The 25297-nt window shown below is 39.9% G+C and carries 29 protein-coding genes; 21 read left to right on the top strand and 8 right to left on the bottom strand.

Features of this window, described 5'->3' with window-relative positions; translation table 11 throughout:
- The 5 genes from L3V38_RS06455 to dgcA all read left to right on the top strand — a co-directional run bounded on the left by L3V38_RS06455 (position 1) and on the right by dgcA (position 7438).
- The gene (locus L3V38_RS06455) at positions 1-2550 is read left to right on the top strand and encodes a M14 family zinc carboxypeptidase (protein WP_237118804.1); all 2550 of its coding nucleotides are present in this window, start codon (positions 1-3) and stop codon (positions 2548-2550) included.
- A gap of 78 nt (positions 2551-2628) precedes the next feature.
- On the top strand, positions 2629-4353 hold the full coding sequence (locus L3V38_RS06450; protein WP_237118803.1) for a Na+/H+ antiporter NhaC family protein: 1725 nt from the start codon (positions 2629-2631) through the stop codon (positions 4351-4353).
- Positions 4354-4369: 16 nt separating this feature from the next.
- Positions 4370-5245 (top strand): LysR family transcriptional regulator DgcR, encoded by an 876-nt coding sequence (gene dgcR, locus L3V38_RS06445; RefSeq protein WP_062567850.1) that lies wholly within the window; start codon positions 4370-4372, stop codon positions 5243-5245.
- Between the two features lie 121 nt (positions 5246-5366).
- The gene (gene dgcN / locus L3V38_RS06440; protein ID WP_237118802.1) at positions 5367-6365 is read left to right on the top strand and encodes an N-acetyltransferase DgcN; all 999 of its coding nucleotides are present in this window, start codon (positions 5367-5369) and stop codon (positions 6363-6365) included.
- Entirely contained in the window at positions 6359-7438 is a 1080-nt protein-coding gene (dgcA, locus tag L3V38_RS06435) for an L-Ala-D/L-Glu epimerase DgcA (RefSeq protein ID WP_237118801.1), read from the top strand. Before dgcN ends, dgcA begins: the two co-directional genes overlap by 7 nt.
- 53 nt (positions 7439-7491) lie before the next feature.
- Here dgcA and L3V38_RS06430 read toward each other — a convergent pair whose 3' ends face one another.
- Complete coding sequence (locus L3V38_RS06430) at positions 7492-7950, bottom strand: GyrI-like domain-containing protein (RefSeq protein WP_237118800.1); 459 nt, start codon at positions 7948-7950, stop codon at positions 7492-7494.
- A 188-nt stretch (positions 7951-8138) separates the two neighbouring features.
- Here L3V38_RS06430 and L3V38_RS06425 point away from each other — a divergent pair, with 188 nt between their 5' ends.
- The 5 genes from L3V38_RS06425 (at position 8139) to L3V38_RS06405 (ending at position 12496) form a co-directional block, all read left to right on the top strand.
- Positions 8139-8765 carry a fused MFS/spermidine synthase gene (locus L3V38_RS06425; protein WP_130152033.1) on the top strand — a complete coding sequence of 209 codons (627 nt, stop codon included), beginning with the start codon at positions 8139-8141 and terminating at the stop codon, positions 8763-8765.
- On the top strand, positions 8750-9640 hold the full coding sequence (locus tag L3V38_RS06420) for a fused MFS/spermidine synthase (RefSeq protein WP_237118799.1): 891 nt from the start codon (positions 8750-8752) through the stop codon (positions 9638-9640). The genes L3V38_RS06425 and L3V38_RS06420 overlap by 16 nt, the downstream gene beginning before the upstream one ends.
- Before the next feature lie 265 nt (positions 9641-9905).
- Entirely contained in the window at positions 9906-10382 is a 477-nt protein-coding gene (locus tag L3V38_RS06415) for a MarR family transcriptional regulator (protein ID WP_237118798.1), read from the top strand.
- Positions 10383-10386: 4 nt separating this feature from the next.
- The gene (locus L3V38_RS06410) at positions 10387-11448 is read left to right on the top strand and encodes an HlyD family secretion protein (protein ID WP_237118797.1); all 1062 of its coding nucleotides are present in this window, start codon (positions 10387-10389) and stop codon (positions 11446-11448) included.
- Between the two features lie 13 nt (positions 11449-11461).
- A complete protein-coding gene (locus L3V38_RS06405; RefSeq protein ID WP_237118796.1) occupies positions 11462-12496 on the top strand; it encodes a DUF2955 domain-containing protein in 1035 nt (344 codons plus the stop codon).
- A gap of 12 nt (positions 12497-12508) precedes the next feature.
- On the opposite strand, the gene L3V38_RS06400 is transcribed toward L3V38_RS06405, so the two are convergent.
- Positions 12509-12826, bottom strand: coding sequence for a hypothetical protein (locus L3V38_RS06400; protein ID WP_130152028.1), 318 nt, complete (start codon positions 12824-12826; stop codon positions 12509-12511).
- Positions 12827-12958: 132 nt separating this feature from the next.
- Positions 12959-13372, bottom strand: coding sequence for an alternative ribosome rescue aminoacyl-tRNA hydrolase ArfB (gene arfB / locus L3V38_RS06395; protein WP_237118795.1), 414 nt, complete (start codon positions 13370-13372; stop codon positions 12959-12961).
- Positions 13373-13482: 110 nt separating this feature from the next.
- On the opposite strand from arfB, the gene L3V38_RS06390 reads away from it, so the two are divergent.
- Positions 13483-14031, top strand: coding sequence for a short-chain dehydrogenase (locus tag L3V38_RS06390; RefSeq protein WP_237118794.1), 549 nt, complete (start codon positions 13483-13485; stop codon positions 14029-14031).
- Between the two features lie 27 nt (positions 14032-14058).
- On the opposite strand, the gene L3V38_RS06385 is transcribed toward L3V38_RS06390, so the two are convergent.
- Genes L3V38_RS06385 through L3V38_RS06370 form a run of 4 tightly spaced genes read right to left on the bottom strand, consistent with a single transcriptional unit; the run spans position 14059 to position 16479 of the window.
- Entirely contained in the window at positions 14059-14811 is a 753-nt protein-coding gene (locus L3V38_RS06385) for a phytanoyl-CoA dioxygenase family protein (RefSeq protein WP_130152025.1), read from the bottom strand.
- Between the two features lie 2 nt (positions 14812-14813).
- On the bottom strand, positions 14814-15395 hold the full coding sequence (locus L3V38_RS06380) for a uracil-DNA glycosylase family protein (RefSeq protein WP_237118793.1): 582 nt from the start codon (positions 15393-15395) through the stop codon (positions 14814-14816).
- 19 nt (positions 15396-15414) lie between these two features.
- Positions 15415-15777 (bottom strand): VOC family protein, encoded by a 363-nt coding sequence (locus tag L3V38_RS06375; protein WP_237118792.1) that lies wholly within the window; start codon positions 15775-15777, stop codon positions 15415-15417.
- Between the two features lie 3 nt (positions 15778-15780).
- Entirely contained in the window at positions 15781-16479 is a 699-nt protein-coding gene (locus L3V38_RS06370) for an aspartate/glutamate racemase family protein (RefSeq protein ID WP_237118791.1), read from the bottom strand.
- A gap of 197 nt (positions 16480-16676) precedes the next feature.
- On the opposite strand from L3V38_RS06370, the gene L3V38_RS06365 reads away from it, so the two are divergent.
- The 3 genes from L3V38_RS06365 to L3V38_RS06355 are packed head-to-tail and all read left to right on the top strand — an operon-like array spanning position 16677 to position 18951.
- Complete coding sequence (locus L3V38_RS06365; RefSeq protein WP_237118790.1) at positions 16677-17021, top strand: hypothetical protein; 345 nt, start codon at positions 16677-16679, stop codon at positions 17019-17021.
- Positions 17018-18619: a PepSY-associated TM helix domain-containing protein gene (locus L3V38_RS06360; protein ID WP_237118789.1), complete on the top strand. Its 1602-nt coding sequence runs from the start codon at positions 17018-17020 to the stop codon at positions 18617-18619. Before L3V38_RS06365 ends, L3V38_RS06360 begins: the two co-directional genes overlap by 4 nt.
- Positions 18616-18951: a DUF3325 domain-containing protein gene (locus L3V38_RS06355; protein WP_237118788.1), complete on the top strand. Its 336-nt coding sequence runs from the start codon at positions 18616-18618 to the stop codon at positions 18949-18951. The genes L3V38_RS06360 and L3V38_RS06355 overlap by 4 nt, the downstream gene beginning before the upstream one ends.
- Before the next feature lie 174 nt (positions 18952-19125).
- On the opposite strand, the gene L3V38_RS06350 is transcribed toward L3V38_RS06355, so the two are convergent.
- Entirely contained in the window at positions 19126-19659 is a 534-nt protein-coding gene (locus L3V38_RS06350; RefSeq protein ID WP_237118787.1) for a lipocalin family protein, read from the bottom strand.
- Between the two features lie 102 nt (positions 19660-19761).
- Here L3V38_RS06350 and L3V38_RS06345 point away from each other — a divergent pair, with 102 nt between their 5' ends.
- The 7 genes from L3V38_RS06345 (at position 19762) to L3V38_RS06315 (ending at position 25198) form a co-directional block, all read left to right on the top strand.
- Positions 19762-20211 carry a YaiI/YqxD family protein gene (locus tag L3V38_RS06345; RefSeq protein ID WP_130152019.1) on the top strand — a complete coding sequence of 150 codons (450 nt, stop codon included), beginning with the start codon at positions 19762-19764 and terminating at the stop codon, positions 20209-20211.
- Positions 20211-20747: a hypothetical protein gene (locus L3V38_RS06340; protein ID WP_237119319.1), complete on the top strand. Its 537-nt coding sequence runs from the start codon at positions 20211-20213 to the stop codon at positions 20745-20747. Before L3V38_RS06345 ends, L3V38_RS06340 begins: the two co-directional genes overlap by 1 nt.
- A gap of 66 nt (positions 20748-20813) precedes the next feature.
- Complete coding sequence (locus L3V38_RS06335; RefSeq protein ID WP_237118786.1) at positions 20814-21182, top strand: response regulator; 369 nt, start codon at positions 20814-20816, stop codon at positions 21180-21182.
- 27 nt (positions 21183-21209) lie between these two features.
- Complete coding sequence (locus L3V38_RS06330) at positions 21210-22025, top strand: transporter substrate-binding domain-containing protein (RefSeq protein ID WP_237118785.1); 816 nt, start codon at positions 21210-21212, stop codon at positions 22023-22025.
- Between the two features lie 134 nt (positions 22026-22159).
- Entirely contained in the window at positions 22160-23857 is a 1698-nt protein-coding gene (gene ggt / locus L3V38_RS06325) for a gamma-glutamyltransferase (protein WP_237118784.1), read from the top strand.
- Positions 23858-24399: 542 nt separating this feature from the next.
- Complete coding sequence (locus L3V38_RS06320) at positions 24400-24744, top strand: hypothetical protein (RefSeq protein WP_237118783.1); 345 nt, start codon at positions 24400-24402, stop codon at positions 24742-24744.
- A 112-nt stretch (positions 24745-24856) separates the two neighbouring features.
- Positions 24857-25198: a hypothetical protein gene (locus L3V38_RS06315; RefSeq protein ID WP_237118782.1), complete on the top strand. Its 342-nt coding sequence runs from the start codon at positions 24857-24859 to the stop codon at positions 25196-25198.
- The last annotated feature ends 99 nt before the right edge of the window (positions 25199-25297 follow it).

Below are 25297 nucleotides of genomic sequence, written 5' to 3'. Positions count from 1 at the left end.
ATGAAAATGTTTTTTAAGGCGCTTTTCTGTTGTCTCATCATGTTTTCTTCTTTTTATGTGTTCTCTAGCGCCGCGAGCAACTTTTATAGTCCAGCAACGAATTTTAATGCAGATATAATTTCCCCAGAGAACTTCTTGGGTCATCAAATAGGTGAGCAAATGGTTCGCAATGATCAGTTAGTTGCTTACTTTAAGATGTTATCGGAACAATCAGAACGCGTTAGTTTTGAAGTAATTGGCTATAGTCACGAGCGCAGGCCAATAATTACTTTGACAATTAGCTCGCCAGCAAACCTAAAAAAGCTGCCTGAAATCCAGCAAAAGCATATGCTTTTACAGCAAGGTAATGCATTAAATACTTCAAATATGCCAGTGATAAGTTGGATTAACTTTGGTGTTCATGGCAGTGAGGTAAGCTCAACAGACTCTGCGATACCTATTGCCTACCACCTTGCAGCTGCACAAGGTAAAGAAACAGAAAAGCTATTAGAAAATAGCGTTATTTTGTTAACAGCTAGTATGAACCCTGATGGCAATAGTCGTGAAGCCTCTTGGAATTTACGTTATCAATCAGAGGTAGCTATTAGCGACCCTGCGCATGCTTTACATGGTTCTCCATGGCCGTCAGGGAGAACCAATCATTATTGGTTTGATTTAAATCGGCAGTGGATGTTGCAGCAACACCCAGAGCCCGTGAGTTGGGTGAAAAAGTTCCATGACTGGCGACCAAACATCGTGGCTGATTTTCATGAAATGCGCTCTTATAAGTCGTTTTATTTTCACCCAGGCGCACCTGATAGGGTTCATCCATTAATCAATAAGCAGGCTATGGGGTTGTTATCGGATGTTGTTGAGCAACCTCGCGCGTATCTAGATAGCGCCGCTACTTTGTTTTTTAATGAAGAGGCCTATGATAATTTCTACCTTGGTAAAGGAGCGACTTATCCACATTTATACGGCAGTTTAGGTATTCTATTTGAACAGGCCAGTTCTGCTGGGGTTTTGGAAACACCAAGAGGGCTGTTGTCATTTCGAGAAAATATTAAAATGTATTATCATGTAGGCCTAGCGCTTCTTAATAATGCTGTAGACAAAAAACAGGCCTTACTTAATTACCAGTATCAGTTTTCTAAAGAGACTAAAGAAACCGCGAAGAACGATAGTGTTAAAGGGTATGTATTTTCAGCACCAGAAGACCCTGCAAAGATCTTTCATTTCTTACAGCTACTTAGCCGCAATAAAATAGACGTTAAGCCCCTAACAAAAGACATGACCGTTAACGGTAAATCATTTTTTGCAAATCAAGCATACGTTGTTGAATCAGCTCAAGCGAGTTATCCCATGCTCAAGGGATTGTTCTCAAAAGTAACGCGCTTTGAAAATAATACATTTTATGATGTATCTGGCTGGACGATGCCGTTAGCTTTTGGCATTGAATATGAAGAGCTCAAACAAAGTAATTACCAAGTAGGTGAAGTGCTTGCGGTTACTTTTCCTCGCCAACCTTCCCCAAGCGAGGCTCAGGTTGCTTATGCATTTGAATGGAGCAATTATTACGCCCCTAAATTGATGTATCAATTACTGCAAGAAGGTTTTCGTCCCCGTGTTGCTAATAATGGCTTTCAAGCAGAAACAGACCAAGGGCAAAAAACATTTATGCGCGGTACAGTGGTGGTGCCTGTATCGAATCAAGATAAAAGCAAATTACATTCATTAATGAGCCAGGCTGCGGAGCAAGATGCGATAGCTAGCTACGCATTGCAATCATCGCATACTCAGAGTATTGGCATGGATTTGGGTAGTAATAACATCGAAGCAATTGAACAGCCTCACGTATTACTTGTTATTGGGCCTTCAATTTCACAGTATCAAGCTGGAGAAGTTTGGCATCTACTTGATAAGCGCATGAATATTCCTAGTGTTTTAGTGACTAAATCACAGTTAGAAAAGTTAGATCTAAATAACTACAGCCACATTGTGCTTGTTGACGGTCAACACGCAAATATTAATAAGAAAACCACCAATAAGTTATTAACTTGGACCCGCTCGGGAGGGACATTTATTGGTATAGCTGACGGTGCCAAATGGGCCAGCAAAGAGTTGCTAGACCTTGTTACGGTCGAGATTAGCGCGGGTATTGAGAATCAGCGAGAAAGAATCAATTATGGCCAGAAGTCACACCTTGAAGCGCAAGATATTATTGGTGGTGCAGTCATGTTAGGAGACTTAGACATTACCCACCCGCTTGGATACGGTTATGTAAGAAGAGAGATTGCCACTCACCGTAGTGGCTTACTGGCGTTTGAAATGCCAAAAAACCCTTACGCGTCTATTGTACAGATAGCTCAAAAACCGTTATTAACAGGGTTTGCTTCAGCTGAAAATCAACAGCAACTAGCAGGAAAAACAAGTTTAGTTGCACAAAGGTTAGGAAAAGGAAGTGTTATTTTATTTGCCGATGATCCAAACTTTAGAGGCTACTTTTATGGAACAGAGAAGCTATTTTTAAATAGCTTATTCTTTTCAAAGTTATTCGTATCGCCCAGATAGTGTGCATTTTTGAGCCCCAAGCGTTCGACTTCGGGCTCAATTTGGGTGTTCATTTGCATTTCAAAAAAAGACAATAAAATGATAAGCAACAATAAACTTTTACCCTTTCTGATCCTTTTAAGTGCCATTGCAAGTGCACTGTATGTGAACTTTTTTGTCACTCCAACATGGTTAGAGCAATCTTATTTATATGATACATATCAAACTGAGCATAGTCAGTATGCTTATATTTATAAAGGAAAAGAAGTCACTATAAACTCAGTTGTGGCATATCAAGACTCACCTTTAAATCAAGCCTCTTTAGATGCGAGTAAACAAACGCCGAGTTTAAAAGAGCAATGGGTTATGACTGATGATGGCGAGGTACGCCTGCTAAAACCTGCCTTTCATTATGGCTTATGGTCACTACTGCCTGCATTTGTCACCATTTTATTGTGCTTGATTACCAAAGAGCCACTTACGTCTCTATTTAGTGGCATTGTTGTTGGGGCTTTATTACTTGGTCACTACGACTTAACCAATGACGTTATCATTGTGAATTTAGCAACTGAAAGTAGCGCCGCTTTGTTATTACTTTACTTGTGGTTATTAGGCGGGTTGATTGGTATCTGGTCTCGAACTGGGGCGGCTCAAGCGTTTGCAAACTTTATGACCAAGCACTTTGTGAAAGGGCAGCGCTCAGCCAAGTTGATTTCATGGTTTTTAGGCATTATTTTCTTTCAAGGTGGTACCATGAGTACAACCTTAGTTGGCACCACAGTGCGCCCCCTTGCTGATAAAGCAAAAGTGAGCCATGAAGAAATGAGCTATATTGTTGATTCAACAGCCTCCCCTATTGCATCAATCCTCGCATTTAATGCATGGCCTGCTTATATTCAAGCGCTAATTTTTGTACCTGGGGTTTCTTTTCTTGCCACAGAATCAGAGCGAATTAAATTTTTCTTCTCAAGTATTCCATTTAGTTTTTATAGTTTTTTCGCCGTTTTAGGCACATTTTTGTTGAGCATGAATATTACGCGTTTTTCTGGCAAGCGGATTAGAGATGCTCATCAACGCGCATTATCAACAGGACAGCTTGATGCCCCAGATGCAACACCATTGAGTGCAAAAGAGTTACAGCAAACCCATGTCCCTTCTCATTACTCGCCACATGTATTAGAGTTTTTATTGCCTTTGATAAGTTTGATTAGTATCGCCATAATTACTTTTTTATACAGTGGTACGCCTGAAGTTAACTGGGCATTTGGGGTTGCGTTGTTAATGTCTGCGTTTATTGCGTTGTGTAAAGGTATGTCGTTAAGCGACCTGATGGATGGGTTTGCAACAGGCCTAAAGGGGGTTGTTGTTGCCTCTGTTATTTTAATGCTTGCGGTTATTATAGGAACCATTAGTAAACAAATAGGTGGAGGTTTGTATCTTGTATCTTTACTTGGGGATGGTTTGCCCTTTTGGTTGCTGCCAATACTTCTACAGCTGATCACGCTCGCAATAGCTTTTTCAACAGGCACAAGTTGGGGAACCTATGCTGTCGCATTTCCTTTAGCAATGCCACTCGCTTGGGCTATTAGTCAATCACAAGAACTCGCACATCCAGAGTTATTTATGGCTGTATGCTTTGCTGCGGTTTTAAATGGGAGCGTATTTGGTGATCAGTGCTCACCTATCTCAGATACAACGATTTTAAGCGCTATGACCACTGGGTGTGATCTGATGGATCATGTTAAGTCGCAGCTTGTTCCTGCATCAATCGCAGCTGGTCTGGCAGGTTTACTTTGGACTTTGACTGTTTACTTTTTTGCCTAACTTTGGGAGTTAATAAATGCGACTGCGACATATTGAAGTGTTCCATGCAATCTATACAACGGGTTCAATAACGAATGCCGCTAAAGCTTTACATGTATCACAACCCTCGGTTAGTAAAGTTTTATCGCATGCGGAGATGCAATTAGGTTTTAAGTTATTTGAGCGGGTAAAGGGACGTCTCATTCCAACGGAGGAGGCGTCGATGCTATTCAACGAAGTTGACAAAATTTATCAGCAAATGCGGTCGATTAAAAACACAGCTGAAAATATAAAAAAAGCTGAGTTTGGCAATATAAATTTAAGTGTTACACCTGCCTTAGGTTTCGATGCACTTCCCTGTGCAATAGCAAAGTATCATCACGCGTATCCAAAAGTTAACTTTAATGTGCAGACGATTCATAACAATGAAGCATTGCAAGCATTACTTGAGCATAAGTGCGATTTGGCTGTTGTTTTTTCGCCGAGTGCGATGCCAGGCGTTAAAGCTATTAAAATTGCACAGTCAGAGCTGGTTGCGGTATTTCCTAAACGTTTATTTCCATCTATACCTGCTCAGCTGACTTTTCAGGAACTTGAAGGGGCAGAATTTATTGATATAAGTGATAGTGGACCTTTAGGGCACCTGTTGTGGAAGCGCATGCTTGAGGAAAATATCGTACTGGACTCTACAATTAAAGTGCAAACTTACTTTATTGCTGCACGCTTGGTAGCACAGGGAGTGGGTGTATGTATCGTTGATAAGTATACTGCTATGGGAAACTTGTCAGATGACATTGCTATCGCCTCATTCAGTCCTCCTTTATTTTTCAACGTGAGTGCTCTTCATTTAGAAAATAAAGTTTTATCACATGTTTTAGATGCCTTTTTAAATGAGTTATCTAATTGTATTTAAAGGGTATTTTGTCTGACTATAAACATAGGTTATAGGTGCAATAATTCTTCATTCTTTTCTAAATTTTAAAAAATAATATGCTCTGTTTAGTCAATTTTTCTTTCTAAATTAGAGATATATTATGCAAATTAAGCCTCCTTATTTACTATTTATCGGTGATGCGACCGATAAACTCTCAATTAAAATGGCACAAAGTTTAGCTGATTGGCGCGCTGAACTTTGTGTAGGCGAGCTGAGCGTTAACGGTTGTACAGTCAGTACTGGCCTCAATCAATGTAGCATCTGTGAAGCTGCTAAGTTAGGCGCAAAAACATTCGTTCTAGGTTTTGCTAATAGTGGTGGTGTGTTAGACAAAAAGTGGTTGCCAATTATTAGTGAGGCAATAGAGCACGGAATGAACATCGTAAGTGGGCTTCACGATAAGCTCACTAACTTTGATGAGCTGGTCAGTCTTTCGCAAAAGCACAATACAAACTTATTGGATATTCGTCATCCAAGTACAGCATTTGCAACAGGCAAGGGATATAAACGCAAAGGTAAGCGATTACTTACTGTGGGAACAGATTGCTCTGTAGGTAAAATGTATACAAGCTTAAGCCTAGAGAAAGCGATGAAAGAACAAAATATAGATGTCGACTTTAGGGCTACGGGACAATGCGGAATTTTAATCTCAGGCAGTGGTGTAGCGATAGATTGCGTTATTGCTGATTTTATTTCCGGTGCTGCGGAATCATTAAGTCCTGATGCAGAGGAAACCCATTGGGATATTATCGAAGGGCAAGGTTCGCTGTCACACCCTGCTTTTGCTGGCGTTAGCTTGGGATTGTTACATGGTTCTCAGCCTGATGCGTTAGTGATATGTCATGCTTTAAATAGAACCCATATGCGTGGCTTACCCCATACTTCTTTTCCTAGTATTGAAACGACGATAGAGTTAAATATTGCTGCGGCAAAATTAACGAACCCTGATGTTCAGGTAGTCGGTATTTCCGTTAATACATCCAGTGTTAGTATTGAACAAGGAAGTGAAATTTGTGAGCGTCTGAGTCAGACATTTGGTGTGCCATGTGTTGATCCCTTACGTGATGGCGTCGATTCAATAGTGGCCAACTTATGCTAACAGAAAGATTGTTCAATATATCCTTAGAAACGTTGTCGAGCGTCTACACTGTCTCTGTTTTTCATCAATCAATACCATTGAAATCAGACTTTAAAATTTCTAGAGGAACAAAAAAGAGCGCTGATGTGATTGTGGTTGTGATTGCAGACAAAGAATTTTACGGCTGGGCTGAATCGGTCCCCTATGCGCGTTATGATGAATCAATAAATACATCGACAAAACAAATTAAAGCATTGTTTTGTGATCGTTCCTTCACTCGCAAAATGGAACTTTCCGAGTTGATTAATACACTTCCCGCTGGTGCTGCCCGTAATGCACTAGATTGTGCTATGTGGGATCTTCAGGCCAAACAAAGTGCACGACCAGTTGCAGAAATATTGAGTAAAACCAGTATAACGAGTATTTGCGCGCATACACTTAGCATTGATACACCAAAAGCCATGCAAGAGGCTGTATTGGCGATGAATTCCCCTCCTTTAGTGAAAGTAAAACTAGATAAACAAGACATCATTGCTAGGATGACGGCTATTGCAAACGCAGCGCCTCATAGTCAGTTTATCGTAGATGCAAACGAAGATTGGTGCTTTCGTGATTTAGAAGAGAATGTAGAGGCGCTAAAAGCACTTAATGTTGTACTAATTGAGCAACCTCTACCCGCTGGTGAGGATGAGCAACTGATTAACTTTACATCGCCAATCCCTCTTTGTGCTGATGAATCATGCCATACTGAAAATGATCTTCCTTATTTGCAGGGACGATATCAAGTTGTCAATATTAAACTCGATAAAACAGGAGGATTAACTCAAGCCTGTTCGTTAGCCAGCAAAGCCCAAGAGATGGGGTTTGATATAATGCTTGGTTGTATGGTGGGCAGTTCTCTAGCGATGGCGCCAGCCTCATTACTTGCATCACAAGCTCGTTATGTCGATTTGGATGGGCCACTGTTAGTGTTAAAAGATCGAAAGCATCACTTTACTTATGCTGATGGTCAAATGAGCCCTCTTCAAAGTTGTCTATGGGGAGGTGCGCATAATAGTGAGCGCTTTTTCGTTGATTGCTTACAGCTACAGTAATGCTTTTCAATTAAGCTCCCAGAAGCTTGTCATAGCAGGGAGCTTAGAGATATTTATTCTACAGAAATAAACACCTCGACCTCTTCACTATTCTTGTAAAACTCATAGTCAGTTTTATAAGCGCGAATATATGCGCAGTGCTCATTACTAAAGTATTGCCATACTTGCCCCCATACATCTACAACTGTTTGAGGCATGGCTCCTTGACCGCTAAAGCGAAGATATTTTCCCGTTGCAAGGTCTATTGATTCTGTATTGGCTGATTGTACAGGGGTATTGGTACAAGCATAGACATCAAAGTCACCCGTAACATCTGACTCGTAATGTGTGTATACACCATAAACTTGGCTTTTAGGAGATAATTTTGGCGCAACATTGGCATAAAACTCTTGCCATAATCTCGCTATTTTAGCGCCTTGGCCACTCATTTCATTACTGTTACAAGTGCGAACTTTTAAACCAAATAGTGTTGTGGAGTTATCGATAGTGATATGTGTTTTTTGCTGATCCATAGCGCTTTTTCCTTGTGTATTTTGTACCTATAAAATATCAGAGTTTTGGATTAGATATATAGCTTTTTTGGAAAATTTTAGTCTTGAGCTTTATGGATATATCTAACAGGCTAAAAAATAGTCATAGTATCGCAATCACCATCAGGTTAAGATGAATTTAAATTAAAATAAAATTAGCAGGTGTTTTTATGAATAAAATCAATGCTCTCATCTACTTTCTCGCATTTAGTAGTGGCTTTTGTATCATGGGGATTGAGCTTTTAGGAGGGCGAATTTTAGCCCCTTATTTTGGTAGCAGTGTACATATTTGGGGCAGTATAATTACTGTGTTTATGCTGAGCTTATCAATTGGCTATCTACTAGGCGGAAAGCTTTCTACACGTAACCCTTCCTTAACTAAATATGGCGCTATCTTTTTTATTGCCAGTATTATGGTCGTACCCATTGTTTTATTTGCTGAGCCTATTATGGCTTTTATTTTTAGCCATATTGAAGACAGCCGTTACGGTTCTTTATTAGCCTCAACAGCATTGTTTTTTATTCCAACGACTATTCTCGGAATGATTTCGCCTTATTCAGTGCGGTTATTGGTTACCGATCACGAAAAAAGCGGTCAGGTTGCCGGTGGTTTATATTTTGTTAGCACTTTAGGTAGTGCTCTTGGGACTATCATCACATCTTTCTACATGGTGTTAGCTTTTGATGTAAACGATATTATTAAAACATTTGCATCAGTACTCGGTGCGTTAGGCCTACTTGCTATTGTCGTCAGTCAAACACGTACTAAGGAGCGTACAGTATGTTTAGAGTCTTGATAGGGTGTGTAATTTTGATATTGTCGTTCGGTGTCTACAGTGAGGTAATACATAAGGAACGCTCGTTATATCGCAATATATTAGTTGAAGAGTCCGGTGATTTACTGTGTTTAAAATTTAATGAAAAAACCCGCAAAAGTACGCAAAGTTGCATGTATAAAAGTAAGCCCAAAAAGCTGGTGTTCAACTATACAAAAATGACATTTGCGAGTTTACTTTTTATCGATAACCCCCAAAATGTGCTTATTATCGGTTTAGGCGGTGGGACATTATCCAATACTATCCACGAGCTTTATCCTAACGCAAGTATAGAAAATGTTGAGATAGACCCCGCTGTTATTAAAGTTGCGCGTGATTATTTTCAATTTATAGAAACCGATAAAGTGACTTCAAAAGTACAAGATGGGCGTATTTTTATTAAACGAGCGGCATTAAAAAAGCAGAAGTACGATTGGATTATTCTTGATGCTTTTAATGGTGACTACATTCCTGAGCACTTACTGATTAAGGAGTTTTTTGCTGAGGTAAAAAGTGTGCTTGCTGAGGGAGGCATTGTTGCTGCTAATACTTTTTCGTCAAGTAAGCTTTATCAGCATGAGTCCGCTACATATTATGATGTGTTTGGTGACTTTGTAAATGTTGTGACAGATAAAAACTCAAACCGCATAATCTTGGCGGGGTTAAGTGCGATGCCAAGTGAGCCGCAAATAGCAAAGCGCGTAAAACAATTAGCGGTTAAGTTAGCGCCATATGATGTAGATATACATTCTTTGAGCGAGCATTTGTTTTATACCAGAGATAATCAGGATTGGCCTGAAGATACTAAAGTACTGACGGATCAATATTCGCCAGCAAATCTGTTAAATTATCAATAAATACATGTTCTTTAATGAGACTGATTTAGTTGCTCTGCTGTTGGCAGAGCAATGATTCCTGCCTGCCCCGTTTTTGACAGGGCTAAACTAATTGAAAAAGGGCGAGAACTGAAAGGGTATTGCTTCAAATCGTTTGGTTGTGCATAAGTTTCGCAACTTTTCGTTTTTTTCGATTGATCCTATTTGTTTTATAAAATGCATTAATATTTACTTAGCATGCTAAGTAAAATATAATAGTTAGCATGCTAAGTAATTGGAGTGCATTATGTCTTCGACTATCCCCTTTCATGAAACGTTAGATTTAACCCTCTGCGGGAGCATGGGTCGTGTACATCGTTTGTGTCGTGATGCCGTCACGCTCGCTGTGGAACCTCTTGGTCTAACTCAGTCTCGTTGGACTGTTATGATTCATTTGTTTCACTTAAATCAGGGTTGTACCCAGCAAGAGTTGGCGCATAGCTTGGGTATTGAAATGCCGTCTTTAACACGCACTATCAAGCAGCTTGAACAACAACAGATTATTGTACGTAAAGCTGATGCAGAGGATAAACGCAGTAAGCGACTGTATTTTACTGAACAAGGTCTAAACTTACTGGAGACCTTGCGTGTGATCATTGCAGATGTAAAACAAAACCTTTATGCAGATTTAACAACAAAACAGCTCGACACTATGGCATATGGCCTTGTTCAGATGGAAAAGAATGCTCGTCAGTGTATTAATCACTACTCAGGAGATAAATAACTTTATGACACCGGATCAAAAATTTGCCCGTTATGTAAAAATCTCCTTAGTGGGCTTCATTGTTTTATTTTTGTATTTTGTAATTGCTGATCTTTATATGCCAGTGACGCCACAGGCCCGTGTATACCACCCTGTTGTGCAAGTGACACCACAGGTAAGTGGCCGCGTGACGGAGGTTTTAGTAACCAATAATCAAGCAGTCGAAAAGCGCCAAGCATTGTTTAAGATTAATGATGAACCGTTTGAGTTGGCTGTTCAACAGGCTGAGCTTGCTTATGACGATGCTAAACTTCAAAACCAACGTTTAGATAGCAGTGTGAAAGCAACTGAAGCGCAGCTCGCGGCAGCGAAAGCTAAGCTGCATGAACAAACATTACTGTTCGAGCGCGGTGAGTCGTTATTGAAAAAACGCTCTATTTCAGAGCAAGAATACGAAACAATCAATGCAAATTACCAATCAAGTAAGGCAAATGTAGCGGCAATTGAAGCTCAGCTTAGCGAAGCTAAACTTGCTCGCGGTAAAATAGGTGATGATAACTTAGCATTACGTCATGCCCTGAATCAGCTTGAACAGGCTAAACTCAACTTGTCTTATACAACAGTAACGGCTGATACCGATGGTAAAACTGCCAACTTACAAGTGACAGCGGGTACATATGCCAATAAAGGCCAACCTTTAATGGCGATTGTTGCTAACAAGGCTGACCTTGTGGCTGATTTTCGCGAAAAGTCCTTGGTGCACGTGCAAATTGGCAGTACTGCTAAAGTAAGCTTTGATGCGCTACCTGGGAAAGTGTTTACTGGTAAAATTATTAGTTTTGAAGCGGGGGTGAGTGATGGTCAACTCAATGCAAACGGTTTACTCAGTGCCACTGAAAGCAGCAATCGTTGGGTACGAGATGCACAACGTCAACGTATTCATATTCAATTAGATGAGCACCAAATGTTAGCTAAATTTCCAAGTGGTGCCCGTGCTACAGTTCAGCTTCTGCCTGACTCAAGCGTTGGAAGTTGGTTTGCGAGCATGCAAATTCGTTTTATCAGTGTTCTGCACTTCATTTACTAAGGCAAGGTAAGTTATGTCAGTATTGCAACTTGATGGTAATGGCTTGCGCCAAGCGCTGCGCATTGCCACGGGTTCAGCATTAGGGTTCGCACTGGCAAAATTGATGAATTGGCCTAATGGCATCTTTTTTACTGTCTACCCTATGTTATTGCTCGGCTTAGTCCCTGTACTTAATATGCATATCATTCGTCAGTTTTACGCTGGTGCTGTATTCAGTGCGTTGTTTGTGCTTGTTGTGCAAGGATTATTTTCCCACTTACCTGTTGTTATGACGATGATGAGTTTTGTCGCATTCGCTTTTTTGTTTTATCAAATGAGCCGTGGCGCTAACTTTTTATTTGGTGCTACAACGGTTGTAAGTTTGTCGATTCAATTACACTTTTCGACTTACACAGGTGGAGGAGTCAGTATTTATCCGCTTATTATTAGTAACGCTGTTGCTGTTGTAGTCACTGTTATTTTTTCGATGCTTATGCATGGTTTGTTTCCTGATGTTGCACCGCGTCAAGCTCGTGTAATGCCAGAAAAAGCGAAAGAAAGTATACGCCATGAAGTTTTACTTTGCTCAACAGTGGCAACCTTGTCGTTTGTGGTATTTCAGGTGTTTGATTTACAAGACTCAATCTCCGCGCAAGCGGCATCGGTATTGATCTTATTTTCATTGTGCTGGAAAGCGGCCGGTATGGCGGCGTGGCAGCGTGCAATTGGCACATTAATTGGCTGTAATTTAGCGTTAGTTGCGCAGCTCTTTTTATACAATCACACTGATATATTGATTTTTCCTGCGCTTATCTTATGGATTTTGACGTTTATCTTTAGTCGATACCATATAATTTCTGGCGGCATTCCTGGCGTCGGTTTTGGTATTATTACTACGTTTGGTATTTTGTTTGGTCAATCGTTAGGACCAGGACAGGACTTGGTTTACAGTGCTTTGTATCGGTTCTCGTCAGTATCTGTGGCGATTCTAGTCAGTTTATGTGCTGTGTATATTATGCACCATATACTCAATCGTTTCGCTGTAACACGGCATCATACATTTGATTAATAAAAAAGGGAGTTACTCTGATGAACTCCCTTTTTTATTATTTGCTTCAAAAATTGTGGGCAATGATTTTAATAATTCATCTTGTTTCACCACATTGTGCACACACGTTTTTGAAACAACATCTGCAACCCATGCTCCCCACTGCGAGCTACCAGGTTCCTCACCTGGGGTGGCCCACCATCGAGCCTTGTATAAAATCTCGTTGTAGCAGGTTTCACTTCCTTGCGGATATGCACTACCGGCTTGCCAAGAGTCAAGCGCGAAACTAGACATAGGCAAAACTGACAGCGTTATCATTGCAATTGCAAAATGGTGTGTTTTGTAGTCCATGCATGGTTCCTTCAAAAGTGAGATAGTATGATTATTATAGTATTTGCTAGATTAACCATCAATTAACTTTGTTAACAAGTTACACTTCTTTACAGTTCTGCTTATTTTTGATACTAGGGTGTAGTTATAAAGTTATAATTTTATGTTTTTTCTTAGTTCTTTTGTTTGTCCTCTTTTGGTTTTGCTGTCCATCCTCTTTCGTTGAGAGTTTTTACTTGGTTTGGTTGGTCTGCGTTCCTTTTGAACCTGTGTCGCACTTATAATAAGTTCTTTTAAGCGGTTAAGTGCATCTTCTTTATTAAGTTCTTGAGTACGGTGGTTTTGCGACTTTATTACAACAACGCCCTCTTTTGTGATTCGAGAATCATTTAAATTTAACAGTCGTTGTTTGTAAAAGTCAGGAAGTTTGGAGCGATTAATATCAAAGCGTAAATGGATAGCACTCGCCACTTTGTTCACATTTTGCCCACCCGCTCCTTGAGAACGAATAGCGCTTATATCGAGCTCCCATTCATCGATTGTTACAGTATTGGAAATAATTAACATTAGGTTCAGTTAGCTGTGATAAAAACTATATTCTAACATTTGTAATTAGCTGATCATAATAACCCGTTAAAACTAACTGGCGGCTAAAAATTGTACACAAGGAGAATCTGATGAAAGCGTTACTTATATCAATGAGTTTACTCGTAATGAGTTTTTCAAGCTTCGCAGAAGATATTACGGAAAACCAACTTCAAAGTTATATTAAAGCGTTACCTGCAGTGGCTAATTGGTCGCAGAATCAGCCTGAGCTTAAAAACGTTGACTTAGGAAGTATGTTAAGTGGTTCTGAGGCAACGAATACATCATCAATGATGGGGTTTCTTGATCAAATAAAACAACACGAGCTATATACTGAGTTTGCGGGCTTAACTGAGCAATATGGTTTTACGCCAGAACAGTTAATTGCCGTTGGCTCTGAAGTATCAATGGCCTATTTAGCTAATTTAAAAGGTAGCTTGTCCAGTGAGAATCAAAAGCGTGTTGATCAAGCTGTAACAGGCTTACAAAGTTTCGGCGCTTCTTCGGCTAATTCGGGCACACGATCATTGGCAGGTGCATTAGAAGGGGCAAAATCAAGCACCAACGTGAACGAAGGCAATGTGAGTTTGGTTAAGGAATATATGCCACAACTAAAACAACTATTTGCAATGTTACAGTAATCTTGTCATTCAATAAAAAACGGCTAACTAGCCGTTTTTTTGTGGCCAAATAAAGGCATCTGGGTTGTCGAGTTGCAGCTTTTGATTTTCAGTTGGTAAAAAATCGGTTTGTAAAAATTGCTCAATACTGGGATGACGTTCAAAGTATAAAATATCAAAAGCAAACCGATTTAAACCATATAGGCCTCTATGAATCATATTTGCAGAAAAAATAAGTAAGTCCCCTTTTTCCAGAGCAATCGTTTTTCCGCTCTTTAGTGCATTACTATTTGAAGCCCCCTGTTTCTCTAGCCGCACTGTTAATTCCTCTTTTGAGTCCCAGTGTTTATGGCTTGCAGGAATGACTTCAATACCAAGTTCATCCTCAAAAGCCACTCGACAATGCAAAACCTCTGGGCCCTTAAGGGCTTTTTTTTGCTCGGTTAGGTTTAAATGGTACTGCATATCTCTGTGCCAATAATTACGCTGTTCTTTTTTGTAAGGGTTAAAGAAAAGCTGGGTATTCATAAAGCACGGTGCAGCAATAATTGGTCTTACGTGGTTGAGCAAAGTATTTGAATTAATGAACTTAAATAAAATTAATTTTTCGTCATCCGTTAAACATCGTGCTGCGGTCAGTCCTGAACTATTGATGCCTTTAGTTTTGTAAAAATGTTGGTTTTCCTGTAACCAGTTATCATGAAACTTATCTAGAATTGGGCGAACCTTTGATAGGCTCTTATCATTGTAAAGGCCCTTTACATGGTAATAGCCATATTCTTCATAATAGCGGTTTTGCATTATTAGCCTTTAAGTATGGAGCGTACTTTTGTTCCAAGCTCGGGCAGTACTTGTTGTTCAAACCAAGGATTTTTCTTTAGCCATATATTGTTGCGGGGGCTAGGGTGAGGTAACGGAAGATGGCTTGGCCAGTAGTCACGCCATGATTTTACTAACTCTGTTAATGGCTGCTTCTTTGTTTGTGGTAAATGATAAGCTTGCGCATACTTGCCAAGAACAATAGTCAGCTGAATATTATTTAACTGCGCCAGAAGCTTCTCACGCCATGCAATAGCGCATTCTTTTCTTGGCGGTAAATCACCTGATTTGCCTTTTCCTGGATAACAAAAACCCATAGGTAAAATAGCAAAACTCTGTTCATCGTAGAATTCATCAGTACTTACATTAAGCCACTCTCGAAGCCTATCGCCACTTGCATCATTGAACGGCTTACCTGTTTGATGAACTTTAACTCCGGGCGCTTGGCCTGCAATTAAAATACGAGCGTTACTGTTAAACTGGATAACAGGGTGTGCGCCAAGTGGTAAATGAGGTTCACAGATCACGCATTTACTAACTTGTTCTATTAAAATTTTTGTATTCATGAGTTAGTAAAAATATGATCTAGGCTTGTTTTGACCAAACTGCCAGCTCATTACCGCTTGGCTCTGTGAAATGAAAGCGATAACCACCCGGAAAATTAAAAAGAGATTTTATTATTTTACCGCCATGGCTCTCAACCTGTGATTGAGTTTCCTTAATGTTGTTTGAGTAAAGCACTAACAACGCCCCTCCATTCGTTGATAGACATTTTAATGGTGCTTGATAAAAGCCCCCGTCAAGGCCTGCTGATTCACAGCTAAATGCGGTGTATTGAGGTCCATAGTCAGTAAACTGCCATTTAAAAACGTGCTGAAAGAAAGCTTTAGTTGCTGTTAAATCGCTCGCAGCAAATTCAACGTAATTTAAAGTATGATGGTTTGACATTATTTATTCCTTATTAAGGCTATGCTCAAGGGCCATTTCACAATGTAGCGCAGTGCTATCAAGCAGCGGCATTGAAGTATCAGCTTGCTGTACTAGTAATGCGATTTCTGTACAACCTAGAATAACAGCCTCTGCTCCTTGCTGTTTTAGTTTATCAATAATTGCTAAGTACGCAGCTTTAGACTCTGATTTTATAATCCCTTTGCATAATTCATTATAAATAACATTATGAATGATGGCTCGCTCCTGTGCTGCTGGGATTAACACATCAATAGAAAATTTATCTGCTAGTCGTTGTTTATAGAAATCCTGTTCCATAGTGAACTGGGTTCCAAGTAAAGCGACCTTTTTATGATTATTTTGGATCAGGTTTTCACCAACTGCATCAGCAATGTGTAATAAAGGAATTGAAATCGCAGCTTGTACTTGCTCAGCTAATTTGTGCATTGTATTGGTACAAATTAATAAATAATCCGCACCTGCAGCCTCAACTTGCTTGGCTGCTTTGATCAGTATCTCTGCCATCTGTGGCCAATCTTGTTGCTGTTGTAATCTTGCTATTTCGGCAAAATCCAAGCTTACCAGTACTATTTGTGCACTATGAAGTCCACCGAGGCTTTCTTTAACACCTTGATTTAAAAGCTGGTAATAACTTTGCGTTGACTCCCAGCTCATACCGCCAATTAATCCTATTGTTCGCATCCTAGCCCCCTATCCGATTTTTATATCACCTTATGATATTAGGCTTCGCAAAGCTAGTAGATCATTATTTTACTAACTAGAGAGTACTCGATAAATTTACTTTTTCTTCATGGTTACGCAAATGATAATCACTATCTTTTTTATTTTGTCGGTTTATAATAGTGCGTTTTCTATTCGTGTTTATTTAAAGGATTATCATGCATTCACAATCCATTGATGCAGTGCCTTCGCAGCGTCCTAAAAATGTGTCTAAAAAGCGCTCTGTGAGCATCTCTTATCGAATATCGGTATTCTTTCGGTTTGTTGCTGCCATCTTTGGGGGCTATGTGTTTACCAGTGTACTTATCTCTTTACTAGCCATCTTGCTTCCCTTAAATCAGCTAGACAGTGTGTTATTAACCACCACTTTGTCGGTATTTTTTTATAGTTGTGTCTTTATTTGGGTGTTTGCAATTAAGTCATTAAAGCGTGTCTGGATCACTATTTTACTAACTACAGGTGTTCAGTTTGTAATTCTTTCGTTGATTAAGGGTTGGTTATGAAAGAGAACTTTTTTCGCTCAATGACCTGGCTACATACTTGGGTTGGTTTGTTAGTATGTTGGTTATTATTTTTAATTTTTTTTGCTGGCACAATCAGTTTTTTTAAAGATGAGATTACTTATTGGTCTGAACCAGAAACGCACACTATTACCCATCAAGATAACCGCCTAGATAAGCAAAGACAGCAAATTAACTATGCCGTAGAGCAGTTGCAAAATAAAGCCGCAGACTCATCATCATGGCGTATTTATTTACCTGAGCCTCGTAACCCTTTATATACCTATAGTTATGCTGAGCCTAAGCAGCCAGAGCAACGACGCGCTAAATTTACTGAGACTTATTTAGACCCTGCTACAAATGAGGAAATTGCGCCGCCTAGAGAGACCAAAGGCGGGTATTTTTTCTATCGACTGCATTTTGATTTACATTACATCGATGTCAGAACTGCACGTTGGCTAGTGTGTCTAGCATCATTATTTATGCTGATTGCTTTGATTACTGGTGTTGTTATTCACAAGCGTATTTTTAAAGATATGTTTAGCTTTAGAAAAAACAAAGGAAGTCGCAGTTGGCTTGATGCTCATAATGTATCATCGGTATTAGCCTTACCATTTCATATTATGATTACGTATACAGGCTTGATAACGTTAATATTTATGGTTTTCCCCTACCCTGCTCAAACGGTGTATGAGAAGGGGCTACAACAAATGTTTAACGAGGCAAGTCCTATCAGGGCTCGTGTCGAATCGAGTGATGTTCCTGCGCCACTGGTGAGCATGAATACTATTCTAGATCAGGTTTATACTAGGTCACCTGATGCTGATATTGGCTTTTTCTTTATTCGCGATGCAAACAAAGAGTCATCACGCGTGAGTGTGTATTTGAACACAGGTAAAGAAGTTGTGGATAATGGGGCGGCATTTTTATTTTCAGGTAGTACTGGCGAATTACTCGCTGAGCAAGGTAAGGACTGGTCGGCATCAGCACGCTTTTATGATTCGATGACAGCATTACATGCAGGGCGACTAGCTAGCCCATTATTACGCTGGCTATATTTCTTATGTGGTATCGCTGGCTGCGCAATGATTGCTACAGGCTGCATTATGTGGGCTAAACGTTTAAGAGAGCGTTTAAAGCCGCAGCAGCAAGCTGGTGTTGGCTTGAAATTAGTAGAAACGTTAAATCTAGCTACCCTGATGGGGTTACCATTTGCTACGGCATCATTTTTTATTGCTAATCGATTATTACCTTTAGAGATGGTAGCGCGTGCCGATAAAGAAATACTCGTGTTCTTCCTCGCATGGTTAGCAATGACTGTGCTGGCAATAATAAGTAGCTCCAAACGTCAATGGCAATTAGCAGCGTGGCTTAACGCATTGGTATGTTTTGCTGTTCCTTTAGTAAATGCTATGACAACAGAGGGTAATTGGATCAGTTATTTACTAACTCAAAACTGGGCGCTGTTTTGCGTTGATTTTGGTTTCATTATTGCGGGAAGCCTGTTTATTTTACAGGGCAAAAAATTACGTACTGCTAGCAAAAAAGTAAGTACTCGCCGTTTTCAAAAGCCCAAGGAGCTTAAGGAGCAACAAGGATGATGGAATTAATGCAGTTTAGTTTGTGCTTTATGGCATTTAATTGTTTTGCTTTAGCAAAGTTTAACCATTTTCGTGAAGTTTTTAAAAAGAAGCTAACTGATAAACAGCGACATAGCTTTTTAACTACAGGCTGGATCACTATTTTACTAAGTTTAGTGTTATCTGTATTGAGCGAAGGTGGATATGGTGCATTATTATTTTGCGGTTATATGGCGCTAAGTGTACTTATGCTCATGATTTTATATAGTTTTACCGTTTCATGGGTAAAGCATATAAGTATACTCAATTTATCAATTTTACTGTTGAGTTGCTTTTCGGTAATGATTTTCTAGCTTAGTTAGTAAAAAGCTGATCTGAAAAAAATGGGTAGGCATAGCCTACCCGAGCAGGGAATTAAATTGGGGGGATCACATGTTGCTTCAATTTAATAAAGCAGAGTTTGCCTTGGTTCAATGACAGTTGTGTTACGCATTCATGATGTTTTAAAGACAATCTGTAAATCCCCTTTACAGTTCGTCATGCTTAACGAAGATTAATTCTTCGGTTTTAAAGCCATATTTTTTAGCTGTGTCTTTAAAGTCTTTTAATTGTGCTTCGCTCACCTTGGGTGTTCTTGATAAAAACCATAAATATTCTTTGTCGTAGCCAGTGATATATGCATATTGATAATTTTCTTTATCTAATTCAAAAATGACATACGAGCTGTAGAATGGGCCAAAGAAAGAAACCTCTAAATGACCTATGTTAGGTTTGCTCGCAAATTTAGCTTTGCCTTGGGCTTGCTCCCATGCCTGTTCCTCAAGATTGTAGCCCTTGTTAATTACTTTTACACTGCCATCCGGATTAACTGAATATTGAGCTGTTATTCCTTCTAAGCCACGCTCAAAAGAGTGGTCTAGCCGCGCAATTTCATACCAGGTACCTGTGTATTTATTGAGTTCAAAGTTTTCAACCGGTTTTATATTCTCTGGAGTGCCAGTACACGCAGAGAGTACCGTAGAGGTAATTGCTATAATGAGAAGTTTATGGAAGTTGCGCACGTAAAGCTCCTTTTAATATCAAATATTTTAATACGTTAATAGCGGTAAATAAGTTCAATTACGGTAAACTATCTCACACTTAAAAATTCTGTCGAGAGTGCTATGAAAATTTGGGTTGATGCGGACGCCTGTCCTACCGTTATCAAAGAGATATTATTTCGCGCAGCAGAGCGCACGCAAACAGTTACAACGCTGGTTGCTAATCATGCGATGCGTGTGCCACCCTCAAAGTTTATTTCGCGTATACAAGTTTCATCAGGGTTTGATATTGCTGATAACGAGATTGTGAAACGCGTTGAAGCGGGTGATCTCGTTATCACAGGGGATATTCCACTTGCCGCAGAAGTAATAGAAAAAAATGCACAAGCGCTAAATCCTCGTGGAGAGCTTTATACCACGGAGAATATTCGCTCTAGATTAAACGTACGAGATTTTATGGAAACAATGCGTTCTAGTGGAGTTGAAATGTCTGGAGGACCACCGCCTCTAAGCCAAGCCGACAGGCAAAACTTTGCTAATAATTTAGATCGCATTCTAGCTAAAAAACTATGATGGACACAAAGAAGCAGCTACAGGGTTTTGGAGACAGCAAATTCACTGTAGCGGTATATATTGAAAAGCGCCCACCCATGGTGCCGTGGCAAACACTCAACTTTTTGCATGCAATGCAAGCAGGCGAAATTAATAGCATAAATAAAGCTTGCGGTAATGGCTGGAGAAAAGTTTTTAACGTATACGCCAAGGTATTATTTGCTCTGCCTAGTGAACATTTTAAATTTGCAAAGCAAGCGTGTGACTGGCAAACCTTCCGAGATGATTTATTACTACAAACTAACAGCCGCACTGCGCTTTTGTTTAGTCCGCCACTTTTAGATGAAGGTAACCAATTGCATATTATTGCAGGTCGTACCCATGCTAAAAAACTGATTCAATCAGGGCTGCTTAATTCACCACTAACTTGGTTAGATGATGAATTTGCCATTAGCAAGAGTGACAAGGTTATCGTATGCCCTTACTTCGATTATCGGCAATTGAGTAATATCAAGATTGCTCGACTAAGCCAATTAGTGGCTGATGTTTTGGCTTAAATACTTCATTGCGTTATTGAATATGCAAACTAAGCTTAAGATATTATAAAAGCTAGTGTGCTTAGTATGAAAATTCTTGTCGTCGATGATATGCCTTTGATGCGCCATGTTCTAATAAACATGCTGCGCCGTCTAAACTATGATGACATTACAGAAGCGACTGATGGCAATCAAGCTATCGAATTATTAGGGAAACAACATTTTGACCTAGTCATTACTGATTTGCATATGCCAAAAATGGATGGCAAATGCTTACTTATGCAAATGCGTGATAGCCCTGATTTTCATAACATCCCTGTTTTAATGGTTACATGCGAAGACAGTAAACAGACCGTTACAGATATGATTAGCGCCAAAGTGAATGGTTTTATTATTAAGCCATTTTGCTTGAATACCCTAAATAAACAGCTGAGCCGCATTGTTAAACATGACTAGAGTGTTAGATCTTGTTTGGAGTTGACTATGTTAATACGTCTTCTAAGCGTGTTGTTTTTTATATTTGTAGGGGATGTGTTTGCTAAGCAAAAAACACTGGCACTTTATACAGAGTCTTTCCCTCCCTATAATTTCGAAAAAGAAGACCAAATTACAGGAATTAACACAGAGATCATTCGGCTTCTTTGCGAAAAAGCAAGTTTACATTGCACTATTGATTTATACCCCTGGAAAAGAGCGATGCAACTCGTCTCTACGAGAGCAGATACTGGCATCTTTTCAACTTCACGCACAGTACAAAGAGAATCTAAGTTTTATTGGGTTGGTCCATTAGCTTCTGGCCAAACATGTTTTTATAAGTTAGCGACTCGCTCAGATATAACTGTGAATAGTATGGCGTCTTTACAAAATTACACCGTAGGTGTGGCACGGGGAGATGTATATCACTCCGTTTTAATGGATTTAAATCTGGAAGAAGGTCAGCATTTTTTAACTTACTCTAAAAAATTTGAGGAGCTAAAAATGTTTAAAAGAGGCGAGCACGACTTATTAATTGGCTCGGCTTTAACACTGGCTTCTCAATTAGAAAAAGTGGGGCTAAGTCCCGAACAGTTAGCTCCTGTATTTGCGCTTAACCACCCAGCACTGGCTGGAAACTACTTAGCTCTGAATAAAAGCACATCAATTGAAACCGTAAAAGAGTTACAAAGTCATTTAAAGCAGTTAAAAGCAACCAACCAAGTTGGCGATATTGTTAGTCAGTTTATACCTTCAGCTCAGCAAAGCCATCCTTATGCATCCGCTATGTTAAAAGAGTGTTTTACCGGTACCGCTATTTATTAGTTTTCTCGTGACGAGAGTCTAATGTAGCTCGGTTTCTGGCAATAGTCGTATTTTTTGGTCTTCGGACGCAAAGCTTTTGCTTAGCTTTAAATTGCTTTTTATAGTAAATAAAACAATAAAAAAGGGCAATAACGATGAAACCAGCTTCACATATAAAAAGCTTAGTACTAGCGGTATGCTTAGGTACAACAGGTGCTACTCAAGCTTACGATCGCATCACTGGCCATAATTTTGCCAGTCGTTCTGAAGTCATCGCACAATCAGGTATGGTTGCCACATCACAGCCATTAGCTACGCAGGTTGGCTTACAAGTACTAAAAGACGGTGGTAATGCCATTGATGCGGCGATTGCTGCTAATGCAGTACTGGGGCTCGTTGAGCCGACAGGGTGTGGAATTGGTGGCGATTTATTTGCCATTGTCTGGGATAACAAAACTAAGCAACTATACGGCTTAAATGCCTCTGGTCGTTCACCTCAAAGCTTGTCTTTTGATACTTTAAAAGCACAAGGTGACTATATTCCTGCTTATGGGCCCTTGCCTGTGTCGGTACCTGGTGCAGTAGATGGTTGGTTTGAGTTACATAAAAAGTTTGGCAAAACACCAATGAAAGCCTTACTCCAACCTGCTATCGACTACGCTGAAAATGGCTTCCCTGTGTCTGAACTGATTGCTTATTACATGCAAAAAAGTGTGGCTGCACGAGGTAAATACCCAGGCTTTAAAGATGTATATATGGCTGATGGGGCAATGCCTGAAAAAGGTGAAATCTTTAAGAACCCTGCCCTTGCAAACACCTATCGTAAAATTGCCAAAGGCGGCCGCGATGCGTTTTATAAAGGCGATATTGCCAAAGAAATTGGTCGCTACATGAAAGAAAACGGCGGTTACTTATCCTATGAAGATTTAGCTGCCCACCATAGTGAATGGGTTAAGCCTGTGAGCGCCGATTATAGAGGGTATACGCTTTGGGAGTTGCCACCAAATGGTCAAGGTATTGCCGCACAGCAAATTCTTAATATTCTTGAAGGTTACGATATCAAAGCAATGGGTTTTGATAGCCCTGAATACGTACACACCTTTGTTGAAGCGAAAAAACTCGCGTTTGCAGATCGTGCAAAGTATTACGCCGATCCAGCGTTTAACACCATTCCCGTACAAACACTTATTTCGCAGCAATATGCTGATCAAAGACGCAAACTGATAAACCCTAACAAAGCCGCAAAACGCGACCATGCAGGCCCTGTAGAAGGCGATACCATTTATATGACGACCGCGGATAAAGACGGCAACATGGTTTCACTTATTCAAAGTAATTACCGTGGCATGGGCTCAGGTATGACACCGGCAAAATTGGGTTTTGTATTGCAAAACCGTGGCGAAATGTTCGCCCTTAAAAAAGGCCACATGAACCAATATGAACCAGGCAAACGACCATTTCATACAATCATTCCTGCGTTTGTCACCAAAGATGGTAAGCCATATATGAGTTATGGCGTAATGGGCGGCGCAACACAGCCACAAATGCACGCTCAAATACTTATCAACATGATTGATTTTGGCATGAATCTCCAAGAAGCCGGTGATGCACCACGTATTCTGCACACAGGTTCATCGCAGCCAACAGGTGAGATTATGGAAGACGGTGGTTTTGTTAGCTTAGAGTCAGGTTTTTCAATGGAAACCCGCCGCGAGTTAATGAAAAAAGGCCACACCTTACAAGAGGCCGTGGGCCCATACGGTGGTTATCAAGCTATATTGAAAGACCCAAAAACCGGTATTTATTACGGCGCATCTGAAACCCGTAAAGACGGCCAGGCTGCGGGGTATTAGGCTCTCGGTAGTTAACGAGTTTCAAGAGTAAAGTTAGCGAGCCTTGATGTAGCAGCGATTTTACATCGCGTAGGCGTGAAATTTATTTCGCGCGATGGTTCATTACTCGCTAACTCCCAACCACATACCCTGCAAATATGATGAAAGTCAGCGTTGAGCCATTTTTCTTTCTGAGCATCTTTAGTACCGATAAAAATCTATCGTTCGTAGGGTGGCTAGAGCGCAGCGAAACCCAACAAGTTAGCGAGTTTCAAGAGTAAAGTTAGCGAGCTTTGATGTAGCAGCGATTTTACATCGCGTAGGCATGAAATTTATTTCGCGCGATGCTTCATGGCTCGCTAACTTCCAACCACATACCCTGCAAATATGATAAAAATCAGCGCTGAGCCATTTTTTTTCTGAATATCTTTAGCATCAATAAAAAATTTATAGTTAGCAATGCATTACGTTATTTGTTAATAATAGAATTATTAAATATATGAGCGTGATACCGGAAGAAAGATGTGCGATGCGCGCGCTATTAAAGTCACATAGGAATCGCAGTGAAGTCTGAAGTTGAAGCATGGATTAAGCAGATAAGTGATCGTCCCGAGGTTAAGGCAATAAACATAGGATTGTTTCAAGCTGGAAGTGTTTATCAAGCATATTTGATCGGTTCTTTTGAATACGATCCAGAAGATGATGATTGGGCATGTAGTGAAGATTATATACCAGAATATAGGTATCTTGAGCTACCCGGTACAAGCGAACTTGGTTGGGAAACTTTATTAGATTTAGTTTCAAAGTCCATTTCTGAAATTATTGCTGACAACGTTGATAACATTCTTAATCATGTTCCTGTTGTTACTGTCGGGTTTGATGATGGAAATCTGATCAGGATTAAGTGACTTATAACAAACGTATGAATTCGTTACCTTCGGCCACTCGGACAAAAACACGGCGCTGCCTCGCAATTATAGCGCAGCACCTTCTCCCTTTATGGGGGAGTAGACATACTCTATGATTCAGGTTAATAAAAATAGAATCGAGATAAATGGAAATATTGTTGAATTGCCATACTCAATTTTGGAAGCCAAGGAATTAGACCAGAGCATTTTAGTTATTTTCGACTACATGGAGTTTTCTCAAAATTCCGTAGCACGAAATTTCCAATGTATAAATCTAGATGGCTCTGTTTTATGGGTAGCAGAAAACCCTACAACTCAGAGTTCAGATGCTTATGTTAACTTTACAAGTATAGATCTAAACGGTAATCAGGTTGTCGTAAATAATTTTGCAGGCTATACATGCACAATAGATCTAGCTGATGGTAAGTTACTAAAAGGTGTGTTTTCAAAGTAGCGCCTAACAAGAAGCTTGAAATAGGTACGAACGCTTGGCTTGCGCTCGTTTGTCACTAATTTTAGCCCATATTTTCACCCGCAAATCGGGTGTTACATG

It is taken from the genome of Pseudoalteromonas sp. L1 (assembly GCF_021728095.1).
GTDB lineage: Bacteria > Pseudomonadota > Gammaproteobacteria > Enterobacterales > Alteromonadaceae > Pseudoalteromonas.
This window is presented reverse-complemented; position numbering and strand designations above follow the sequence as displayed.